Here is a 20,925-nt window from a genome sequence, read left to right as displayed (position 1 = left end):
GCGGATTATGCTATAATAGGGCTACTTTGTTTTTTCTATTATAAAAGGAAAGGGCTGCTTACCGTGCCGATACTCAAAAGCTACTATCAAGATGTATACCGTTCCCCCGTTGTGCGGTTGGACGGTTACTCCGGCCACCATGCTTTGGCGGCCAGTGTGCTTGCGTATCTGGATTTCGGCGGGGCCACCGGCACCTGCAAGGACGGCCTGGCCGAGACCATGCTGGCCTTTGCGACCGAGCGCGGCACCCTGACCCCCGGTATGCCCGTGGTGGAGGCAAGTTCCGGCAGCTTTGGTTCGGCGCTGGCCGTCAGCTGTGCCACCACAGGCCACCCGTGTATTCTGGTCGTGCCCAGCAGCCTGCCCATTGCCCGCCGCCAGCGCCTGCAGGAGCTGGGTGCGCGCATCGTTGTCAGCAGCAGCGGCAGCCGCAAGGCGATGGACCGCATCGCCCAGCAGACCGCCCAGCGCTACAACGGCTATTATACGCGCTATTTTTCCAACGATGACAACCCCGAATACCACCGCCGCGTCACCGGCCCCCAGATCCTGAAAGCCGCCGGGGATGCCATCGATGCTGTGGTCATCGGCGTGGGCAGCGGCGGCACAGTGACCGGCGTTGCCGAGTACATCAAGGCGTGGAACAGCATGATCCGCATTGTGGCGGTCGAACCTGCCGAATGCGCCGCGATTTCCGGCGGGTTCATCGGCCAGCATGGCATCGGCGGCATCGGCCCCGGCTTTGTGCCCGACAACTACAACCCCTACGTTGTGGACACCGTGCTGACTGTGACCACCTCCGAGGCCGAGCGCGCCGCCCGCGAGGTACTGTTTTTTGACGGCATCCCCGCCTGCACCAGCGCGGGGGCAACGCTGGCCGCCGCCGAACAGCTAATGAGCACCGGCAAGGCCAAACGTCCGCTTTGTGTTTTTGCGGGGCGCAGAATGTACGAATAAGGCAAAAGTTCAAATTCTTTTTGTCTCTTGTTCACGATTTGCAAACATTTATATGGCATACTTACAGATCAGAGCGTATACTAAGATACGCTGCGGAAAGGTGACTACGGTATGAAAAACTGGTTCCGGCGCTTTATGGCGGGCCGCTACGGCTTTGACCAATTCAGCGCATTTTTGTCGGTATGCAGCCTGATTTGCATCTTGTTCGGCACATGGTTCTCCGCCGTTTTATACTGGGGCGGGTTTGCCCTGCTGGCGTACTGTTATTACCGCACCTTAAGCCGCGACTTCTGTAGGCGCCGCGCCGAAAACAGCAAGTACCTGTTTTACCGCAGCAAGGTCACGGCGTGGTTCGGCAAATACCGTATGCGCTTCAAGCAGCGAAAGCAGTACAAGTATTTCCGCTGCCCCGGCTGCCGGCAGGAGCTGCGCGTACCGCGCGGGCGCGGCAGCATTGCCATCACCTGCCCCAAGTGCCACACACACTTTACCAAAAAGAGTTGACGTGTTATGTTCGGCTATGTTACCATCTATCGCAAAGGGCTGGACAAGGCCGCACTGGACTGCTACCAGGCCTATTACTGCGGGCTTTGCCGCACGCTGGGCAAGCGGTACGGCTCGGCTGCCCGGCTGGCGTTAAGCTATGACATGACCTTTGCCGCCCTGCTGCTGAGTGCCCTGTATGACCCCGAAACGAAATTCAGCACGGGACGCTGCCCGCCGCACCCCGTTAAGCCCCGCCCGCGCGCCGACAATACCTTTATAGACTATGCGGCAGACATGACGGTGCTTTTGGCCTACTACAATTATCTGGACGACTGGCAGGACGACCAGCGCCAAGGCAGCCGCCGCCGGGCCGAGCAGCTGCAGCCGTTTTTGCCCGATATCGAGCGCCGCCATCCCCGCCAGTACCGCGCCGTGGTCAGCGGGCTGGACGCGCTGAACCGTTTAGAGGGCGCCAACAGCCATGACCTGGACGCCCTGTGCCATGCCTTCGGCACACTGCTGGGTGAGATTTTTGCCTGCCGCGATGACGAATGGCGGCAGGTGCTTTGCGGCATGGGGCAGGGGCTGGGCGGCTTCATCTACCTGATGGACGCCTACGACGACCTGGATAAGGACCGCCGGCACGGCCGCTTTAACGCCCTGCAGCAGCTGGCAGACACCCTGCCCCCCGCCGAGTATGAGCAGCGCTGCCACGACCTGCTGACCCAGCAGATGGGGCAATGCGCCAGACAGTTTGAAACCCTGCCCATCTTAAAGGAAACCCCTGAGGGGCAGCTTTTGTATAATACCATCTACGCCGGTGTGTGGAGCCTTTACGCACCGCTGAGAAAACGCAGAGAGGGACGTACCCGATGACCGATCCATACAGCGTACTGGGCATCACCCCAGGTGCCGACGACGAGACCCTGAAAAAAGCCTACCGCCAAAAGTGCAAGCAGTATCACCCCGACCTGCACCCCGACGACCCCGATGCCGAGGAACACTTTAAGGAAGTACAGGCCGCTTACAGCGAAATTATGCGCCGCAAACAGGGCGGCGGGCAAAGCTACAGCCAAAGCAGCTACGGCAGCTATTCCAGCCGGAGCAGCTATGACTATCAGGAGCCGTTCAGCGGCTTTGCCTACGGGCCGTTCGGTTTTGGCTTTTACAGCAGTTCCGGCCAGCAGACCTATACCTCCGGGCAGGAAAGCGGCGAGCTGCGCGCAGCGGCGAATTATCTCCGCAGCGGCTTTTACGAGGAAGCCCTGAACACCCTGAACGGCATTTCCGCCGCCGAGCGCACGGCGCAATGGCATTACTATGCCGCCTTGGCGCATCAGGGCCTTGGCAACAACATCCGTGCGCAGGAGGAAGCCCGCACAGCCGTTTCGATGCAGCCCAACAACTACGCCTACCAGAATCTGCTGGATCAGTTGCAGCGTCCGGGGCGCGATTACACCGGCTACCAGCAGCCCTACGCCCAGCCCAGCGGCGCACCGGGGCGGTTCTGCCTGTCGTTCTGGATGTACCTTTTGCTGTGCAACATTATGAGCTGGTGCTGCTGCGGCGGCCGCGGCGGATTCTTTATCTGCTGATATGATTTTCCAAATCTTTGCTGACCTGCCCTTTGCTCGGGCAGGTCTGTTTTTGTGCAGTTTTGCGGGAAAAATATGCCGCTTCGGCTCTTGCCATACCGCATGGAGCGTGCTATACTTTTTCTGGAAATCCATGGTAAATCAGAGGGAATTAGTATGACACTGGATGAATTGAAAATCGGTCAGGATGCGATCCTGCAAACCATCGGCGGTGAGGGCGAATTGCGCCATCACCTGCTGGATATGGGTCTTACCCCCGGCACTGAGGTGACTTTGCGCAAGGTGGCCCCCATGGGCGACCCCATTGAACTGGAACTGCGCGGCTATGAGCTTACCCTGCGCCTGGCGGACGCCGCCAAAATCGAAGTAGAAAATGTGCACGAAACCGACCGCGCCGCCCGTGACGAGCGACGCCACGCGCCCGTACCCCACCCCGGTGTGGGCGAGCTGCGCAAGGCGCCCAGCTACCACGACCGCAAGAACGGCGGCGTGATCGCCAAGGGTCAGCCGCTGAAATTTGCCCTGGCCGGCAACCAGAACTGCGGCAAAACCACGCTGTTCAACCAACTGACCGGCTCCAACCAGCACGTCGGCAACTTTCCGGGCGTGACAGTTGACCGCAAGGACGGCACGATTCGCGGCCACAGCGAGGCTGTTGTAACCGACTTACCGGGCATCTACTCGCTTTCGCCCTATTCCAGTGAGGAGATCGTCACCCGCGACTTTTTGCTGAACACCCATCCCGATGGCATTATAAACATCGTAGATGCGACCAACATTGAGCGCAATCTCTACCTGACCATGCAGCTGATGGAACTGGGCATCCCGATGGTGCTGGCCCTGAACATGATGGACGAGGTGCGCGCCAACGGCGGCACCGTTATGGTCAACGAACTGGAGGATTTGCTGGGTGTGCCCGTGGTGCCCATCTCCGCCGCCAAGAACGAGGGCATTGACGAATTGGTCGAGCACGCCCTGCACGTTGCCCGCCACCGCGAATGTCCCGGACGCATCGACTTCTGCGATGCCGCTGACGGGCGCGACGGCGCCGTGCACCGCTGCATCCATGCCGTCAACCATCTGATCGAGGATCACGCCCAGCGCGCCGGGCTGCCCGCCCGCTTTGCCGCCACCAAGCTGGTGGAGGGCGACCCCCTGATTGAAAAAGCACTGGATCTGGACGCCAACGAGACCGAGATGCTGGGTCACACCATTGCCGAACTGGAAAACGACACCGGCCTGGACCGTGAGGCGGCGCTGGCCGATATGCGTTTCAGCTTTATTGAGCGCCTGTGCGAAAAGACCGTCGTACGCCCCGGCGAAAGCCGCGAGCACAAGCGCAGCGTGGCCATTGACCGTGTGCTGACAGGTAAGTACACCGCCCTGCCCTGCTTTATCGGCATTATGGCGCTGGTGTTCTGGCTGACTTTTGGAGTCATCGGCGCGGCGCTTTCTGATCTTTTGACCCTTGGCATTGACGCACTGACAGCACTTACAGACAGGGCACTGACCGCCTATGGCATCAACCCCGTGGTACACAGTCTGGTCATTGACGGTATTTTTGCGGGTGTGGGCAGCGTATTGAGCTTTTTGCCCATCATTGTGACGCTGTTCTTCTTCCTCTCGATTTTAGAGGACACCGGCTATATGGCGCGCGTGGCGTTTGTGATGGATCAGCTTTTGCGCCGCATCGGGCTTTCGGGCCGCAGCTTTGTGCCGATGCTGATCGGCTTCGGCTGTTCGGTGCCCGCCATTATGGCTACCCGCACCTTATCCAGCGACCGTGACCGCAAGATGACCATTCTGCTGACCCCGTTTATGAGCTGCTCGGCCAAGCTGCCCATCTACGGCATGTTCACCGCCGCCTTTTTTGCCCCCGCACTGCGCGCCCCCGTCATGATCGGGCTGTACCTGTTCGGCATTTTGTGCGGCATTTTGTATGCGCTGGTTTTGAAAATCACCAAGTACAAGGGCGAACCCGTGCCCTTTGTTATGGAACTGCCCAACTACCGCTTTCCCTCCGCGCGCAGCGTGGGGCAGCTGATTTGGGAAAAGGCGCGCGACTTTTTGCAAAAGGCCTTTACCATCATCTTTGTGGCCACCGTGCTGATTTGGTTCTTGCAGACCTTTGACGCCCGCCTGAACGTTGCTGCCACGCCCGACAGCAGCCTGCTGGCAATGCTGGGCAGCTGGATCGCCCCGCTGTTTGCACCCCTGGGCTTTGGCGACTGGCGGGTCTCGACCGCGTTGATCACCGGCTTTACCGCCAAGGAGAGCGTGGTTTCCACCCTGACCGTGCTGTTGGGCGGCGAGGTTGCGCTGAGTTCGCTGTTCACCCCGTTTACCGCCGTGGTGTTCCTGGTGTTCACCCTGCTGTACACCCCCTGCGTGGCCGCCGTGGCCGCCGTCAAGCGGGAACTGGGCAGCGCCCGCGCCGCCGCCGGTGTGGTGCTGCTGCAATGCGGCATTGCCTGGGTCATGGCATTTTTGGTGCACACCGTGGGCACCTTGCTGGGATTTGTATAATTCAGACTGCTTTATGCCGAGGTCCTGCGACCTCGGCATTTTTGCGCAAATTTTTTGCCCGCTGTGCATTGTAACCCGCCCCGCAATATGGTATACTGTAAGTTAGGTAAATTTGGAGTTTTAAGAATATAAAGGAGCGGTTATGAAGCTGGGATTTGATAATGACGCCTACTTAAAAACACAGTCGGCGTGCATCCGTGAACGCATTACGCAGTTTGACAACAAGCTGTATCTGGAATTTGGCGGCAAGCTGTTTGACGACTACCACGCCTCCCGCGTGCTGCCGGGCTTTCAGCCCGATTCCAAGCTGCAGATGCTGCTGCAGCTGAAAAGCCAGGCCGAGATCGTGGTGGTCATCAGCGCCGAGGACATCGTAAACAACAAGATGCGCGGCGACTATGGCATCACCTATGATATGGACGTTCTGCGCCTGATCGACGCATTCCAGGGTATGGGGCTGTTTGTTGGCAGCGTCTGCATCACGATGTACACCGCCCACCCCGAAGTCGAAAAGTTTGAGAACAAGCTGCACAGCGTGGGCATCCGCAGCTTCCGCCACTATAAAATTGCCGGCTACCCCAACGATGTTGCCCGTATCGTAAGCGACGACGGCTACGGCAAAAACGAATACATCGAGACCGAACGCCCGCTGGTGGTCATCACCGCGCCCGGCCCCGGCAGCGGCAAGATGGCAGTCTGCCTGTCCCAGCTGTACCACGAGCACAAGCGCGGCGTCAAGGCGGGCTACGCCAAGTTTGAAACCTTCCCCATCTGGAACCTGCCGTTGAAACACCCCGTAAACCTTGCCTACGAGGCCGCCACCGCCGACCTGAACGACGTCAATATGATCGACCCGTTCCATCTGGAGGCTTACGGCAAGACCGCCGTCAACTACAACCGCGACATCGAGATTTTCCCCGTTGTCAACGCGATGTTTGAGCTGATCGCCGGCAAAAGCCCCTACCGTTCCCCCACCGATATGGGCGTGAATATGGCGGGCAACTGCATTACCGACGATGCCGTGTGTTGCGAGGCCAGCAAAAAGGAGATTCTGCGCCGGTATTTCAAGTGCCTGTGCGACCGCAAGATCAACGACAACGCCACCCAGCAGGAGCTTTACAAGCTGGAAATGCTGATGAGCCAGGCCGGTTTGGCTGTGGGCGAACGCGCCGTTGAAGTACAGGCCCACGCCTGCAGTGCTGCCACCGGCGGTGCCCCTGCCGTGGCCATTGAGCTGCCCGACGGCACCGTTGTGACCGGCAAGACCGGCCCCCTGCTGGGCGCTGCGTCCTCCGCGCTGCTGAACGCGCTGAAAAAGCTGGCTGCCATTGACCAGGAACTGGATCTGGTCAGCCAGCGCACCATTGAGCCGATCCAGACACTGAAAACCAACTACTTAGGCAGCAAGAACCCCCGTCTGCACACCGACGAAATTTTGATTGCGCTGTCCGGCTCCGCCGCCGACGACGAGGCCGCCAACACCGCATTGCACCAGATCCCCAAGCTGAAAGGCTGCGACATCCACTCTACGGTCATACTGTCCGCCGTGGATACCGACACGCTGAAAAAGCTGGGTATGTACCTGACCTGCGACCCCGTCTACGAAGAAGAGGATCGCAAGTACCACAAAAAATAAACGTCCGTTTTGGGCATAAAGGAAAGCACCGCACAGCGAATTTCTCGCTGTGCGGTGCTTTTGTTTTGATCACTGCCGTATTTTTTGCACAAGCTCCACGGCGGTGCTGCGCAGCCTGTCCCCCGCCAGGGTCATGGCGTACAGCGTGGGCGGCACCAAGGCAAGCAGCACCAGCAGCACCAGACTGCCGCCGAGGTCCAGCCGGACAAGGTTCAGCCACGGTGCCAGCAGCACCGCGCCGCCGTAGCCCAGCACCGCGCAGCTGCCCCACAGCACCCAATGCCACGGCGTAAAGGGTCGGCAGACGCCCCACAGCACACTGATGCCCACCGTCAGCACAACCAGCGTGCAGATGGTTCCCACCGTGTCGGCGGGCAGATCAAATGCAAAGCCGAAGCCCATCGCGCAGAACACCAGCAGAAAATCCGTAAGCCCGCCGGGCATGGCCGCGCGCAGCACATTGCGCAAAAAGCGCCCGCGCACCAGCTCTCGGTTCGGCTCCAGCGCCAAAATAAAGGACGGTATACCGATGGTTACCGACGACACCAGCGAAAGCTGCAGCGGCTTGAAGGGATACGCCAGCGGCAGGCAGAGCGCCACCACGCTGAGCAGCAGCGAGAAGATGTTTTTGACCAGAAACAGCGAGGCCGAGCGCTGGATATTGTTGATGACACGGCGACCCTCGCCCACAACGGCGGGCAAAGCGCCGAAATCCGAATCCAGCAAAACCAGCTGCGCCACCTGCGTGGCTGCCTGTGCGCCGCTGGCCATGGCAATGCCGCAATCGGCATCTTTTAGCGCCAATACGTCATTGACGCCGTCACCCGTCATGGCAACCGTGTGGTGCTGCGCTTGCAGGGCGTGTACCAGCTTGCGCTTCTGCTCAGGGGTCACACGGCCAAATACCGTCATCTGTTCGGCCGCTTTTGCCAACTCACAGTCATTTTGCAGCTGCGCGGCATCCACCCAGTTTTCCGCCCCGGCAATGCCCGCCTGCGCCGCCACACGGCTGACTGCGCGCGGGTCGTCGCCCGAAATCACCTTGACCTGCACACCCTGCTTGGCAAAGTAGGCAAAGGTCTTGGGGGCGTTGGCGCGGATGGGGTTTTGCAGCGGCAGCAGCGCCAGAAATTGCAGCCGCGCGGCATCGGGCTTGTCGCCCGGCGCCAGTGTGCCGTCATACCGCGCCAGCAGCAGCACGCGGCAGCCGGTATCCAGCAGGGCGGTCAGCTGCGGGGCAAACTCGGCGCTGCGCGGCCCTGCCAGCACGTCGGGTGCACCCACCACACACATGCCCCAGCCCTGCAGAGTTTTGGCACTGTATTTGTAGGCCGTGTTAAAGGGGATCGTCTGCCCCACCGTCCAGCGGGGCTTGCCCTGCCCATACGCTTTTTGCAGCGCCCTGCCGGTGTCGTTGTCGGGGATATCCCCCGCGTAGCAGCTGCACAGCACGTCGCTTAAATCGGGGCAGTCTGCCAGCGGGATCGGCTCGCCCGCCTGCATCGTCGGCTCGGTGATGGTTCCGGTTTTATCCACGCACAGCACGTCCACCCGCGCCAGCGTTTCGATGCAGTTCATATCCTGCGTCAGCACCCGCCGGCCGGCCAGGCGCATCATCCCCACGGCCAGCGCGACGCTGGTCAGCAGGTACAGCCCCTCGGGGATCATACCGATCAGCGCCGCCACCGTGCTTTCGACGCTGCTGCACATAGTGAGCGCCAGCACCCAGTGCTGCTTGTACAAAAGCGCCGCACCCACGGGGATCAGCACAATGCCGATGGCGCGGATCAGCTTGTCCAGCGAACGCATCATCTCGCCCTTGGCGACCTTGTGTCCGTCCGCCTGCGCCGCCGCCGTCAGACGGTTGGCGTAACTGTCAGCACCCACGCGGGTCAGGCGCGCCACACAGCGCCCCGCCATCAGATAACTGCCGGAGCGCAGCACGTCCCCTGCCGTCTTGGTAATGGGGTTGGCTTCGCCTGTCAGCAGCGATTCATTCGCCTGCGCGCTGCCCGAAAGCACCACCGCGTCTGCCACGATCTGATCCCCCGCGCCGAACTCCACCACATCGTCCTTGACCAGTTCTTCCGAGAGTTCCTCCCCCCAGATGCCGCCGCGCAGGCAGCGCACCCGCCGGGCGGAAACCAGCGTCAACTCGTCAATGGTCTTTTTGGCGCGCAGCTGCTGAAAAATGCCGATGATGGTGTTGCAGAACACAATGCCCAGAAACCCCATATTCAGCCAGGAACCGACCAGCGCAAGCATGACCGCCAGCACCATAAAAACAAGGTTGAAGTAGGTGCAGATATTATCCCGCACGATCTGCCCCACCGTCTTGGTGGCCGACTGCGGGGCATGATTGATTTGTCCTGCCTGACGGCGGCGTTCGACCTCCTGCGCGGTAAGACCCTGTTGTGATTCCATAAAAAAGGGCTGCTCCTTTCGGGTAATGGTATTAGTATACCCGCAGGTTATGAACAAATAAAGCTCCCAAACGCCGTTTTGGGGCATTTGGGAGCTTTTGTTTCAGTTTTCTTTTTGCAAGGGGGCAAACAGGGTGGTTTTCTCCTGCAAGGCACCTTCCAGGTTTGCGGTCATGCGATCCAATACGCTGTAAAAGGTTTCCAGTTCTTCAGGGGAAATGTCCTCATCGGCCTTTTGGCGAAACGCCGCAATGACCGTATTCACACGGTCTGCGCACTGCAGCCCCTCCGGTGTCAGCGTGTACAGCGCATTGTACTTGCCGGGGGCGCCGTCCTTATTGACGTAGCCCGCGCGGGTCAGGCTTGCCAATACACGGGAGATCAGCGCCGGGTCCAGCTCGCAGCGCTCGGTCAGTTCGGCAAAATGCAGCCCCTCGGGGCAGGCTGCCAGCAGGCAGAGCACCACGGTGTGGCTGCCCTTCAAATCCATATGGCCCATGCCCTCGGTCTTGATTTTCTGGATGAGCTTTTGCAGCCGCCCAACCGAGGTCGTCAGGCGGAAAAAACGGGTATCCATCACTTACACGTCCTGCAGCTCACCGCGGGAGCTGGCTTTCAGGTAGGCGTAGATAAAGCCGTCCAAATCGCCGTCCATAACTGCCTGCACGTTGCCGCTTTCGTAGTTGGTGCGGTGATCCTTGACCAGGGTGTAGGGCATAAAGACATAGCTGCGGATCTGGTGACCCCAGGCGATCTCGTTCTGCACGCCCTTGATATCGTCGATTTTATCCTTGTGCTGCTGCAGGGCGATCTGGTACAGTTTGGCCTTCATCATTTCCATGGCGTACTCGCGGTTCTGCAGCTGGCTGCGCTGGGTCTGGCAGCTGGTCACAATGCCGGTGGGCTTGTGGATCAGGCGCACGGCAGAGGAGGTCTTGTTGATGTGCTGGCCGCCCGCGCCGGAGGAACGGAACACCTGCATCTCGATGTCGGCGGGGTTGATCTCAATATTGATGTTGTTGTCCAGTTCGGGCATGACCTCCAGGCTGGAGAAGCTGGTCTGACGGCGGGCGTTGGCGTCAAACGGGCTGATGCGCACCAGACGGTGTACGCCGTGCTCGCTCTTGAGCATACCGTAGGCGTTGGCGCCCTTGATCATCATGGAGGCGGACTTGATGCCGGCTTCGTCGCCGTCCAGCACGTCCAGCACCTCCACGCTGTAACCGTGGGCCTCGGCCCAGCGGGTGTACATGCGGAACAGCATCTCGGCCCAGTCCTGCGCCTCGGTGCCGCCGGTACCGGCGTGGAAGGTCAGAATGGCGTTGCTGTGGTCGTACTCGCCGTTGAGCATCGTCATCAACTGCAGCTCGTCGATGGATTTTTCCACGGCGTTGACAGCCTCCTCGCCCTCGGTGGTCAGGGAAGGATCGTTCTCCTCCTCGATCATCAGCAGCAGGGTCTCGGCTTCCTCATACTGGGTGGACAGCTTACCGAAAAGCTCCAGCTTGTTCTTGACCTCGCCCATCTCGCTGATGATCTTCTGGCTGCGGGCCTGGTCATCGTAAAAGCCGGGCATGGTCATCTGGTGCTCCAGCTCGGCCAGGCGCTTTTCGCTGGCTTCGATGGAAAGGGCTTCGCGCAGATCGTCCACGGAGGTCTGCATGCCGCCCAATTTCTGTTTCAGTTCGTCAATGGTTATCATAATAATACCCCTTAATCGGCACAAATTCACACTATTAGTATAAAACAAAGCGCCGCCGTTGTAAAGAGGATTTGCGATTTTAGCAAAAGATGTACTTTTTCTCTGAATAATTCCTGAACTTTACCAAAATTCTTTGCATTTGTCCGTTTGATGCGCTATAATGGGGATATGTATCAAAAAGGAGCTTAAAGAATGGCAAGATATACCAAGAATCACTGTCCCGTCTGCGAGCAGGCTTTTACCGACGCTGACGATATTGTTGTCTGCCCCGAATGCGGCACCCCCTACCACCGCGAATGTTGGAAAAAGGTCGGTGCCTGTGTGCACGAGGCAGAACATGCCGCCGGCTTTGAGTGGAAGCCCGATGCCGAGCCCGCTGACGAGGCCGCTGCCGCCCGCCACCTGGCGGTATGCCCCAACTGCGGCAACCACAACGAGCCGGGTGCCGTAAAGTGCAGCCACTGCGGTGTGCCGCTGAACGCCGCACCGCGCAGCGAGCCGCCGCAGAATGCCCCCATTTACGCCCGCGGCACCATGGACACACCCGACATCACCCGCGTGGAGCTGAAACCCACCGACTGCATCGACGGCATCCAGGCGCAGGACTGGGCCACCTACACCGGGCACTCGGCGCTGTATTACCTGATGCAGTTTTTCCGCATGGAAAAAACCGGCAAAAAAATCACCCTGTGTTTTTCGGCCTTTTTGCTGGGGCCCATCTACTTTTTCTACCGCAAAATGTGGAAGCAGGGCATTTTGATGGCGCTTGTGCAGCTGCTTTTGTACACGCCGCTGGCGCTGCTGGTTTTGCAGCAGTACAACCCCGCTGTGCTGGGCGGGGTCCTGGCGGGGGCAGCCTGGCTGGAAACCGCGGTTCTTGTCTGCGATATCCTGTGGTGCGCCTACAAGGTATTTATGGGGCTGAGCGCCGTGGCATGGTACCAGAAAACCGCCAAGCGCAACATTGAGGCTATCTGCGCCCGCTGCCCCGATGAGCCGACCCGCAGCCGTGAGCTTGCGCAGCAGGGCGGCACCAGTATTCTGCTGGTCGTTTTGTACTTTGGCGTCTCTGCCCTTTTGACGGTGGGCTTCATGTATCTGGCAGGCCCCGCCTTTGTGCGCTATGTGTTTGCCACATACGGTGTAAGTTTATAAGCGCCGATTTTGCGGCGTTTTTATAATGAAGGAAGAAACGGAAACTAGGAGGAATCCCATGAAAACAACTTTGGTCATTATGGCAGCCGGCATTGGGTCGCGCTTCGGCGGCGGCATCAAGCAGTTGGCGGCCGTCGGCCCCAACGGTGAGATCATCATGGATTTTTCGATCCACGACGCTATTGAGGCGGGCTTTGACAAGATCGTCTTTATCATCCGCCGCGACATCGAGCAGGCCTTCAAGGAGGCTATCGGTGACCGCATCGAAAAAACCTGCGCCGAGCTGGGCGTTGAGATTGGCTATGCGTTCCAGGCCATGGACGCTATCCCTGCCGGGTTTGCCGTACCCGAAGGCCGCACTAAGCCGTGGGGCACCGGGCAGGCCGTGCTGGCCTGCAAGGGGCTTGTGAAAGAGCCGTTCGCCGTTATCAACGCCGACGACTACTACGGCAAGGAGGCTTTTGTACAGCTGCACGACTTTTTGCAGGGCTACACCCCCGAAAAGTCCGGCGATCTGGCCATGGCCGGTTTTGTGCTGAAAAACACCCTGAGCGACAACGGCGCCGTGACCCGCGGCATCTGCCAGATGAACGACGCCCACTATCTGACCGGTGTGCTGGAAACCTCCGGCATTGAAAAAACCGCCGAGGGTGCGGCCGCCGGCGGCAAGAGCATTGACATTGACAGCCTGGTCTCGATGAATATGTGGGCATTGACCCCTGAGTTCATCGACCTGCTGGACGCGGGCTTTGTGGAATTCTTTGAGAAGGCCGCCCCCGCGAACCCCCTGAAAGCCGAATACCTGCTGCCCATCTATATCGACGAATTGCTGCATGACGGCAAGGTCAGTGTCAAGGTGCTGCCCACCCACGACAAATGGTTCGGCGTGACCTATGCGGAGGACAAGCAGATCGTCATCGACAGCTTTGCCAAACTGATCGAGGACGGCGTATACCAAAAGGATTTGTTCAGCGATTTGAAAAAGTAAACCCTATAAGCAAGCCGCCCGCGGCGCACAGGTTGTGCGCCGCGGGCGGCTTTTGCTTGTTTATAAAACACCGTTATTTCGGCAGCGTATCCTTGTACTCCGGATAGTCAGCCAGCTTTTGCTTGTAAGCGGCGTAGGCTTCCTCCATGGTGGCATACCTTGTGCCTTTGGTATATGTGCTAAAGCCACCGTAATTCCATATGTGATTCGCAATGGCAACGTAGGATTGTTCGGGGTGGTTTAGAACGGTTCTTTCTGCCGTGACCGACTCCGCAATATAATACCCGCCGCCCGCTCGGCTGACAATGACGGGGATCTTTTTTCCCGCCCCCACCGCGTCTGTGTCCACGGACGTCCAAAACAGGTAGGCATGGTTTTCTGACAGTTTGTTGGTATCTGCCAGGTAGGCCCATGTGCCGTACTTGAGCAGGCTGTTTTCGCTCAATTCTTTTTGTACTACCGGCAGCATCGTGGAGTTGCGACATTTCGAGTCTATCTCAAAGTTGCTTGTTTTATGCTTATTCAAAAGGTCGGTTTTCTGCAAGATGCCGTGTATATCCTCATCAAAATCTATTGTCGGTGTCGGCGGTCTTGGAGCCAGCGAGGGCTTATGGCTTTTGCCCGACCAGGTAAACACAATGCCGACGCCCTCTTTATAAGAAACCTCACACTGACCGCCCGCCGTCGGGATGCCTGTCCAGGTTTCCGTATCACCATCGGCCTTGTAATGCGTGATGCCCGCAATCGTGACAGGGTCCATCGACTGCCAGTCGTCCTCCTTTTGGCGGAGCTGCACGGTTTTGGTCATATTCTCGCTGTCGCCCGTAAGCGACGCAGTCAGCACGTCCATGTAGGCTTGGCGCACCTCGACAACGTCGGCGGTCTCCAGAGTTTTTTCCAGATACCCCTGCAAGGTGGGGATCAGCATAACGGCCAAAATGGTGAGGATGGTCAGCACAACGATCAATTCCACCAGCGTAAAGCCCTGTGTATTCTGTTTTCCCTGTATCTTCCTGCATATTTTTTGCAGCTTGTGCATGATTTCCCTCACCCCCTATCAGTGGGTCGTCCTGCAAGGCATCCTGTTTTTGCCGGACTTCCCAAAAGCACATACGCTGTATTATAACATGGATTTATTCGATGTACAATCATTATTTTACGGTAAAATCGATTTTTTACCATGATTTTACAAACTTTTTACAAAAGTACGACTTTTTGTTTTCCATATGCGGACAAACAAAAAAGACCGCCCGTTTCAACAGCCGGGCGGCCTTACACGCAGAATAATTATACGGTATAACGAAAGCGGTTTTCACACCGTTTCCCCTGTCTGACCCTTGGCGGCAAAAATTTCGTTCAGCGTGTGGGACAAAACCGCCATGTCAATGGGCTTGGCGACGTGCGCGTTCATGCCCGCCGCAAAGGCTTTTTTGCGGTCCTCGTCAAAGGCGTTGGCGGTCATGGCCACAATGGGTATGCTCGCCTTCTTGGGGTTATCCATGGCGCGAATTTTGCGCGTGGCGGTGTAGCCGTCCATCCGGGGCATCTGGATGTCCATCAAAATCAAATCGTACTGATCCTCGGCTGCTGCGTTCATGCGCGCCACGGCGTCAGTGCCGTCCTCCACGCTGTCCACCTGCAGCCCCGCCTGCTCCAGAATGGCGGTGGCGATCTCGCGGTTCAGCTCGTTATCCTCGACCAGCAGCACCTTTTTGCCCGCATAGCCCGCGTGCTTAGGCATCTGCATGGGCTGCGGCTCGGTCTGGGTGTGGGTCAGCACGGCGCGCAGCTCCGACATAAACAGCGGCTTGGCGACAAACGCCGTCACGCCCGCCTCGCGTGCCTCCTGCTCGATATCCGACCAGTCGTAGGCGGTCAGAATGATGATGGGCGTACCCGGCTCAATGACCTTGCGGATGCGGCGCACCGTTTCAATGCCGTTCATATCGGGCATCAGCCAGTCGATGATATACACCTTAAAGTCGCGCCCCTGCTCGTGGGCTTCCTCGGCGCGCAGGATCGCCTCCTTGCCGGAGGTCGTCCAGTCCGCCGCCATCTCGATCTCGCGCAGCATCTTGCTGACGCTCATACAGGTCTGGGCGTCGTCGTCCACCACCAGGGCGCGCGCGCCGCGCAGCTCGGGGATGGGCTGGCTCTTGGTCACCGTTTCGCTGATCTTGCAGTGCAGCGTAACGGTAAACTCGGTGCCCTTGCCCTGCTCGCTCTTGACCGTGATGCTGCCGCCCATCATATCTACGATGTTTTTCGTGATCGCCATACCCAGGCCGGTGCCCTGGATGCCGCTGCGGGTCGCCGTCTGCTCGCGCGCGAAGGAGTCAAAGACGTGCTGCTGGAACTCCGGGGACATACCGATGCCGTTGTCCTTGACGCTGATCACATAGGTGGCGTAGCCGCTGCGGGGGCAGGGCTTTTCGGTAACGCGGATGTTGATGGTGCCGCCCGCGGGGGTAAATTTTACGGCATTGCCGACGATGTTCAGCAAGATCTGGTTTAAGCGCAGCTTGTCGGTGATGATATCCTCGTGCTTAATATCCTGCGTATCTACATACAGTTCCAACTGCTTGGCGCTGATATTGCCCAGTATGATGGTGCGCAGGTCGTGCAGCACATCGGGTAGATGCACGGCGGCGTTGTCCAGCTTGATGGTGCCGCTTTCAATGCGGCTCATATCCAGAACATCGTTGATCAGGCTGAGCAGATGCTGCCCCGACACGCTGATTTTTTGCAGGTATTCCTTGACCAGCTCGGCGTTGTCCAGATGGGTCGTTGCCAGCGCCGTAAAGCCGAGGATGGCGTTCATCGGGGTGCGGATGTCGTGCGACATACTGTTCAAAAATACCGTCTTTGCCTTGTTGGCGTGTTCCGCCGCCGCCAGGGCGCTGCGCAGGGCGTCCTCCTGCTTTTGCTCGGTCTGCTTTTCTTCCGTGGCATCGCGGGTGGCAGCCAGCACCGCCGTGACGTTGCCGTCCTCATCGGTGCGCTGCGGGATGAGCAGCGTGGTGGCCCACCTATCGTTGACGGTGCGGGCGGTGAACGCCAGCGATTTATGCGACTTCAAACGCGCCCGAACGGTGGTCATATCTATAAACTCAAAATATTCCGCGCGGTATGGCTCGGCAATCATAGCCTGCGTGCGGCGCACCTGTTCCTCGCGCTGTATGGTGCGGGTGCGGTTATACTGCTCCTCGCCGGGGACATCCTTGAGGGTTTCGACGGTGTTTTTCTCCAAGTCCACCAGCATGATGGACTCATACGCCGTACTCAGCGCCGTGATGATGCCCATACGCTTTTGGGTTTCCTGCAAGGCGTCCTTGTCGGCGCGGCTTTGCAGCAGCAGCACCAACAGAAAGGTCAGCACGGTAAGGGCAAGGTAGGACGCGAAGATGATGTTGCGCATCATAAACACCTGTCCCGCCGGGAAAAAGATATACACCTCGTACTTGCCGACATTTTTGCGGCTGCCGTACCAGACGCCGCGGCTGCTGTGCAGCTCGGCAATGCCGCCGGACACGCGGGTCTGCTCGCCGTTGTACGTCTGCTGGCATTCCTCGCGCGTGCGGTTGACCTGCTCCGCGCTGTTGCTGGTCAGCACAAGGTCGCCCTCACAGATGGTGGCAATGCCGCCATGCTCCAGCGGGAAGTTATCCAGCAGGTAGCCCACCGTCAAATCGCCGACATCCTCGCTGTCTTTCAGCGCGTAGGCGATCAAAAGCCCCGGCGCATCGGTGCGCGCAAGGGCGGCAAAATCGTAAATCTCGCCGTCCTGCTCCACGCGGGTGGTGTAGGATTTTTGGGGGTAGTCCAGAATCTCGCGGACATAGTCGCTTTGCAGCTGCTCTTTCCACAGCTGCATGGCGTCGCCGTCCCGCGTGCTTTGCATTTCCAGCTTCAATTCGCCGTCCAGCACCAGCACGCCGGTCAGCCGCTGGGTGTCGGCAAAGGCGTTGAGGTCGCTGGGGGTGAAATCGTCTTTCAGCATCATTTCATCGCGCAGGGCGGCGGTTTTGTCCTGCAGGCGGGTCAGACTTTTGACGCGGTCGTTGGCTTCGTCCACCTCGTACATATGCACGCGCGTTTCGACAAAGGTAAAGGTTTCGTCCAAGGTTTCGCGCAGCATGGCGCGGTTCAGGTTGGTAAAAATGACAAAAACGCAAGCGCCCACCACGGCCAGCGCCAGCAAAAACAGGTGGTTTCTTCTGCAGCGTGCGTCCTTAGGCATTTTCATCCCCTCCCATCGCTTTTTGTGCGTCGATGCCGTATTTTTCCAGAATGCGCCCCATGGTGCCGTCGTACTGCATCTGCTCCAGCGTCTGGGTCAGCGCAAGGGAAAGCTCGGCGTGGGTGCCTTTGGCAAAGGCGACGCCCAGCTCGGTTTGTAAGGGGCTTTCGTCCAGCAGGCGGTAGGCCATGGTTTCGGTGCCGATCCACCCGGCGATCAATGCCTCATGCCCGCAGATGGCATCCACATAGCCCTTGCGCAGCGCGGCGAACATATCCCCGGTCGTGGCATAGCTGCTGACCTGCCCCGCCGGTAAGTCGGAGGGGATCTTGCCCAAAAACAGCCCCTCAGCCTTGGTGGTGGCCTGCACGCCGATGCGCTTGCCCGCGAGGTCCGCCAGCTCGTGGATGTTGCTGTCGGCGCGCACCGCCACAACCTGACGGCTGCTCATATACGGACCCGACCACTGGTACAGGTCCTCGCGTCCGTTCATGCTGAAGCACGCCCAAACGCAGTCCACGGTGCCGTCCTGCAGCAGGTCGTCCTTGTCGGGCCAGTTGATTTCCTGAAATTCAACGTTGTACCCCAGACGGGTGAACGCCTCGGTTGCCAGATCCACGTCGATGCCGGCATATTGCCCGTTGCCGTCCATATAGCAGTACGGCTCAAACGGGTCGATGCCGATGGTGACGGTGGGCGCATTGGCGGGCAGGGCGTTATTTTGCCCCGCGCAGCCGCAAAGCCCTGCCGCCAGAACAAGCATCACCGGCAGCACGCATCGGCGCACCGCGTGTAAGCATGATTTGAAGGAACGCAGGAACGTATTTTTTGCAAAACCGAACATACTTGATCTTCCCTACCCTATACACTGTATTTTGTAAAAACGCATAGCTTGGTTTCTTCACTCGTAATTTTAAATTATACCATATTTTGCGTTGGAGCACAAGTGGTGCCATTGCATTTTTGCCGTTATTTCGCGGGAATCCGGCGTCATTCGCTCCCCCGCAGCAAGCAGCCCCCGCCGAAACCGGCGGGGGCTGTACATGGTATTTTGGTCAGGTCAACAGCAGGTCATGCAGCATAGCCACCGTGTCGGCTATGGCCACCGCACCTGCGGCGGAAAGTTCCTCCCGACTGCCGTAGCCGTACAGTGCACCGATGCAGGGCAGACCGTTTTTGGCCGCGCCCTTGACATCGTGTTCCCTGTCCCCCACCATAACGGTGGCGGCGGTGTCGGTGATATGCGCCGTCTGCAGCGCGTAGGCAATGACCTCGCCCTTGTCGGTACGGGTCTCGTCCAGCGTGGCACCGCAGATGGCATCGCAATACTGCGCAAGGTCAAAATGCTCCATAATGCGGCGGGCAAATTCTTCGGGCTTGCTGGTGGCCAGCACCACGGTTTTTCCGGCGGCCTTCAAATCGCGCAGCAATTCCGCAATGCCGGGGTAGACCTCGTTCTCAAACAAACCCTTTGTGGGGAAATATTCCCGAAAGGCATCCACGGCCTGTTGGCTTTCCGACGGCGAGAGACCCATCAGATTTTGAAAGGAGTCCAGCAGCGGCGGGCCAAGAAAGCGGCGCAGGGTTTCGGGCGGGGGTTCCGGCAGGTTCAGCTTGCGGCAGGCGTAGCGCACGGAGTTCAGGATGCCGGGGGCGGAGTCTGTCAGTGTGCCGTCCAAATCAAACAGCACAACGCTGTATTTTTGCATAGCCGTGTCCCCTTAGTTGAACTTGAAGATCTTCTGGGCAATGCGGTAGCCGCCGATGCTGATATCGCCGCCCAGCTTGCCGGGCAGGTTGCAGGCACCCGCTACCGAGAACTTGCAGCGGCGGTACAGGCGCTCGTCGTGGGCTTTCAGGTCTGCCCACAGCTCGCTGCGCTTGCGCAGGGCGTCCTCGCTGCCGTCCAGGGTAAGGAAAATGCTGGAGATGGCCATCATCATGCAGAAATAGTTCAGCATGTAGGCGCGCAGCTTGTCCTGGGTGACGGGCAGGTCATACAGGTTGACGGCCTTCATCATGATGCGGGTGACGCGCAGCTGCTGGTCAACGCGCTTGATCATGTTTTTCTCGTTGACGGACTGATCCTCGCGGCCGATGAAGTAGCGGTACAAATCTAGGTTCATGTAATAAATGGTCTCCACCTGCGGCAGAGGCTGGTAGACAAAGATGTTGTCCACATAGAAGGTGTGCTTGGGCAGCTCCAGCTTGCAGGCGCGCAGCACTTCGGTGCGGTAGATAACGCTGTGCATCAGGATGTTCTTGTTCTGCGGAAAATGTCCGATATCCTGCCAGCCGAACACGCGGTTTTCGGGCAGGATGCCCTTGTAGTCGACGACCAGTTGGGTGTTGTCGGCAACATGCTCATACACATAGTTGGCCATCAGCAGGTCCAGGGGCTTTTCGTCGTTGAGGTGTTCGCGCAGCGTGGCCATGACCTTTTGCAGGGCGTCGGTGTCCAGCCAGTCGTCAGAATCGACCACCTTGAAATAGACGCCGCGGGCGTTGCGGATACCCTGGTTGACGCCCTCGCCGTGGCCGCCGTTTTCCTGATGGATCACGCGGACGATGTCGGGGTATTTTTCGGCAAATTCATCGGCAATGCGGCCGGTATCGTCCTTGGAGCCGTCATCGACCAGAATGATCTCGGCCTCCTCACCGGCGGGCAGCAGGGTCTCCACGCAGTGGGACATATAGGCAGCCGAATTGTAGCACGGCACGGTAAAAGTGATGAGTTTCATAGTATTCTCCTTATTTTCAGCGCGGGGCATTAGGACGCGATTGTATATAGAATACCTTATTTTTGCCGAAAATACAAGAGATATTTTTTATGGGCGATGGTTCGATGATTTTTTGCGTGCCTTGTAGGGCGGGGTTGTAGGGGACGCATATATGCGTCCCGTGCGGTTTACCCATTTGGCTGCATTGCCGGTATGGCTGCAACGGGCGGCATATATGCCGCCCCTACGGACTAACCCGTAAGTTTTGCGTTATCATTATGTCGCGGGCGGGGCATGCCCCGCCCCTACCGCGCAATGATTTTTTGTTGCCCGCTGCCCTTACGCCGACAGCTCCTCCCATGCTTCCTGCATGGTGTCGGCGGAAAACAGGAATTCCCCGTTCTCGCTGTAAACCTCGATATGCCCTGCTATATAACGGAATTGCTGCGTCATTTTTGTGTACCGCCTTTCTGTTTCTCTACCTAAATTATCGCAGA

At 58.6% G+C, this 20,925-nt stretch carries 16 protein-coding genes; 8 read left to right on the top strand and 8 right to left on the bottom strand.

The genetic code is table 11. The annotated features are described in order from the left end of the window. Nucleotides 1–63 precede the first annotated feature (63 nt). The 6 genes from Q0I19_RS02825 (at nt 64) to Q0I19_RS02800 (ending at nt 7,200) form a co-directional block, all read left to right on the top strand. Nucleotides 64–957: a pyridoxal-phosphate dependent enzyme gene (locus Q0I19_RS02825; RefSeq protein WP_294758082.1), complete on the top strand. Its 894-nt coding sequence runs from the start codon at nt 64–66 to the stop codon at nt 955–957. Nucleotides 958–1,068: 111 nt separating this feature from the next. Beyond that, nucleotides 1,069–1,461 carry a hypothetical protein gene (locus tag Q0I19_RS02820; RefSeq protein ID WP_294758083.1) on the top strand — a complete coding sequence of 131 codons (393 nt, stop codon included), beginning with the start codon at nt 1,069–1,071 and terminating at the stop codon, nt 1,459–1,461. Nucleotides 1,462–1,467: 6 nt separating this feature from the next. After that, nucleotides 1,468–2,319 (top strand): DUF5685 family protein, encoded by an 852-nt coding sequence (locus tag Q0I19_RS02815; RefSeq protein WP_294758085.1) that lies wholly within the window; start codon nt 1,468–1,470, stop codon nt 2,317–2,319. Next, nucleotides 2,316–3,038: a DnaJ domain-containing protein gene (locus Q0I19_RS02810; RefSeq protein ID WP_294758088.1), complete on the top strand. Its 723-nt coding sequence runs from the start codon at nt 2,316–2,318 to the stop codon at nt 3,036–3,038. Before Q0I19_RS02815 ends, Q0I19_RS02810 begins: the two co-directional genes overlap by 4 nt. Nucleotides 3,039–3,194: 156 nt before the next feature. After that, a complete protein-coding gene (gene feoB / locus Q0I19_RS02805; protein ID WP_294758090.1) occupies nt 3,195–5,564 on the top strand; it encodes a ferrous iron transport protein B in 2,370 nt (789 codons plus the stop codon). A gap of 142 nt (nt 5,565–5,706) precedes the next feature. Next, nucleotides 5,707–7,200 (top strand): DUF1846 domain-containing protein, encoded by a 1,494-nt coding sequence (locus Q0I19_RS02800; protein WP_294758092.1) that lies wholly within the window; start codon nt 5,707–5,709, stop codon nt 7,198–7,200. A gap of 69 nt (nt 7,201–7,269) precedes the next feature. On the opposite strand, the gene Q0I19_RS02795 is transcribed toward Q0I19_RS02800, so the two are convergent. From Q0I19_RS02795 to prfB, 3 genes are all read right to left on the bottom strand, one after another. Beyond that, complete coding sequence (locus Q0I19_RS02795) at nt 7,270–9,624, bottom strand: HAD-IC family P-type ATPase (RefSeq protein ID WP_294758094.1); 2,355 nt, start codon at nt 9,622–9,624, stop codon at nt 7,270–7,272. 102 nt (nt 9,625–9,726) lie between these two features. Continuing rightward, nucleotides 9,727–10,200, bottom strand: a complete 474-nt coding sequence (locus tag Q0I19_RS02790; protein WP_294758097.1) for a helix-turn-helix domain-containing protein — start codon at nt 10,198–10,200, stop codon at nt 9,727–9,729. A 3-nt stretch (nt 10,201–10,203) separates the two neighbouring features. Next, on the bottom strand, nt 10,204–11,325 hold the full coding sequence (gene prfB, locus Q0I19_RS02785; RefSeq protein ID WP_294758099.1) for a peptide chain release factor 2: 1,122 nt from the start codon (nt 11,323–11,325) through the stop codon (nt 10,204–10,206). A 192-nt stretch (nt 11,326–11,517) separates the two neighbouring features. Here prfB and Q0I19_RS02780 point away from each other — a divergent pair, with 192 nt between their 5' ends. Together Q0I19_RS02780 and Q0I19_RS02775 are read left to right on the top strand one after the other, a co-directional pair. Beyond that, on the top strand, nt 11,518–12,480 hold the full coding sequence (locus tag Q0I19_RS02780) for an RING finger protein (RefSeq protein ID WP_294758102.1): 963 nt from the start codon (nt 11,518–11,520) through the stop codon (nt 12,478–12,480). 58 nt (nt 12,481–12,538) lie between these two features. Next, the gene (locus Q0I19_RS02775; RefSeq protein WP_294758104.1) at nt 12,539–13,468 is read left to right on the top strand and encodes a sugar phosphate nucleotidyltransferase; all 930 of its coding nucleotides are present in this window, start codon (nt 12,539–12,541) and stop codon (nt 13,466–13,468) included. Between the two features lie 73 nt (nt 13,469–13,541). Here Q0I19_RS02775 and Q0I19_RS02770 read toward each other — a convergent pair whose 3' ends face one another. The 5 genes from Q0I19_RS02770 to Q0I19_RS02750 form a co-directional block, all read right to left on the bottom strand. Further along, a complete protein-coding gene (locus Q0I19_RS02770) occupies nt 13,542–14,507 on the bottom strand; it encodes a type II secretion system protein (RefSeq protein WP_294758106.1) in 966 nt (321 codons plus the stop codon). Nucleotides 14,508–14,780: 273 nt separating this feature from the next. After that, nucleotides 14,781–17,708 (bottom strand): response regulator, encoded by a 2,928-nt coding sequence (locus tag Q0I19_RS02765; RefSeq protein WP_294758107.1) that lies wholly within the window; start codon nt 17,706–17,708, stop codon nt 14,781–14,783. Then, nucleotides 17,701–18,552 (bottom strand): ABC transporter substrate-binding protein, encoded by an 852-nt coding sequence (locus Q0I19_RS02760; RefSeq protein ID WP_294758108.1) that lies wholly within the window; start codon nt 18,550–18,552, stop codon nt 17,701–17,703. The genes Q0I19_RS02765 and Q0I19_RS02760 overlap by 8 nt, the downstream gene beginning before the upstream one ends. A gap of 211 nt (nt 18,553–18,763) precedes the next feature. Then, on the bottom strand, nt 18,764–19,417 hold the full coding sequence (locus Q0I19_RS02755; RefSeq protein WP_294758109.1) for an HAD family hydrolase: 654 nt from the start codon (nt 19,415–19,417) through the stop codon (nt 18,764–18,766). 12 nt (nt 19,418–19,429) lie between these two features. Next, a complete protein-coding gene (locus Q0I19_RS02750; protein ID WP_294758112.1) occupies nt 19,430–20,449 on the bottom strand; it encodes a glycosyltransferase family 2 protein in 1,020 nt (339 codons plus the stop codon). Nucleotides 20,450–20,925 lie beyond the last annotated feature (476 nt).

This window comes from uncultured Gemmiger sp. (assembly GCF_934561205.1).
Taxonomy (GTDB): domain Bacteria; phylum Bacillota; class Clostridia; order Oscillospirales; family Ruminococcaceae; genus Gemmiger.
Note: the sequence above shows the minus strand (reverse complement) of the source record. Positions and strands in the feature narration are given on the sequence as shown.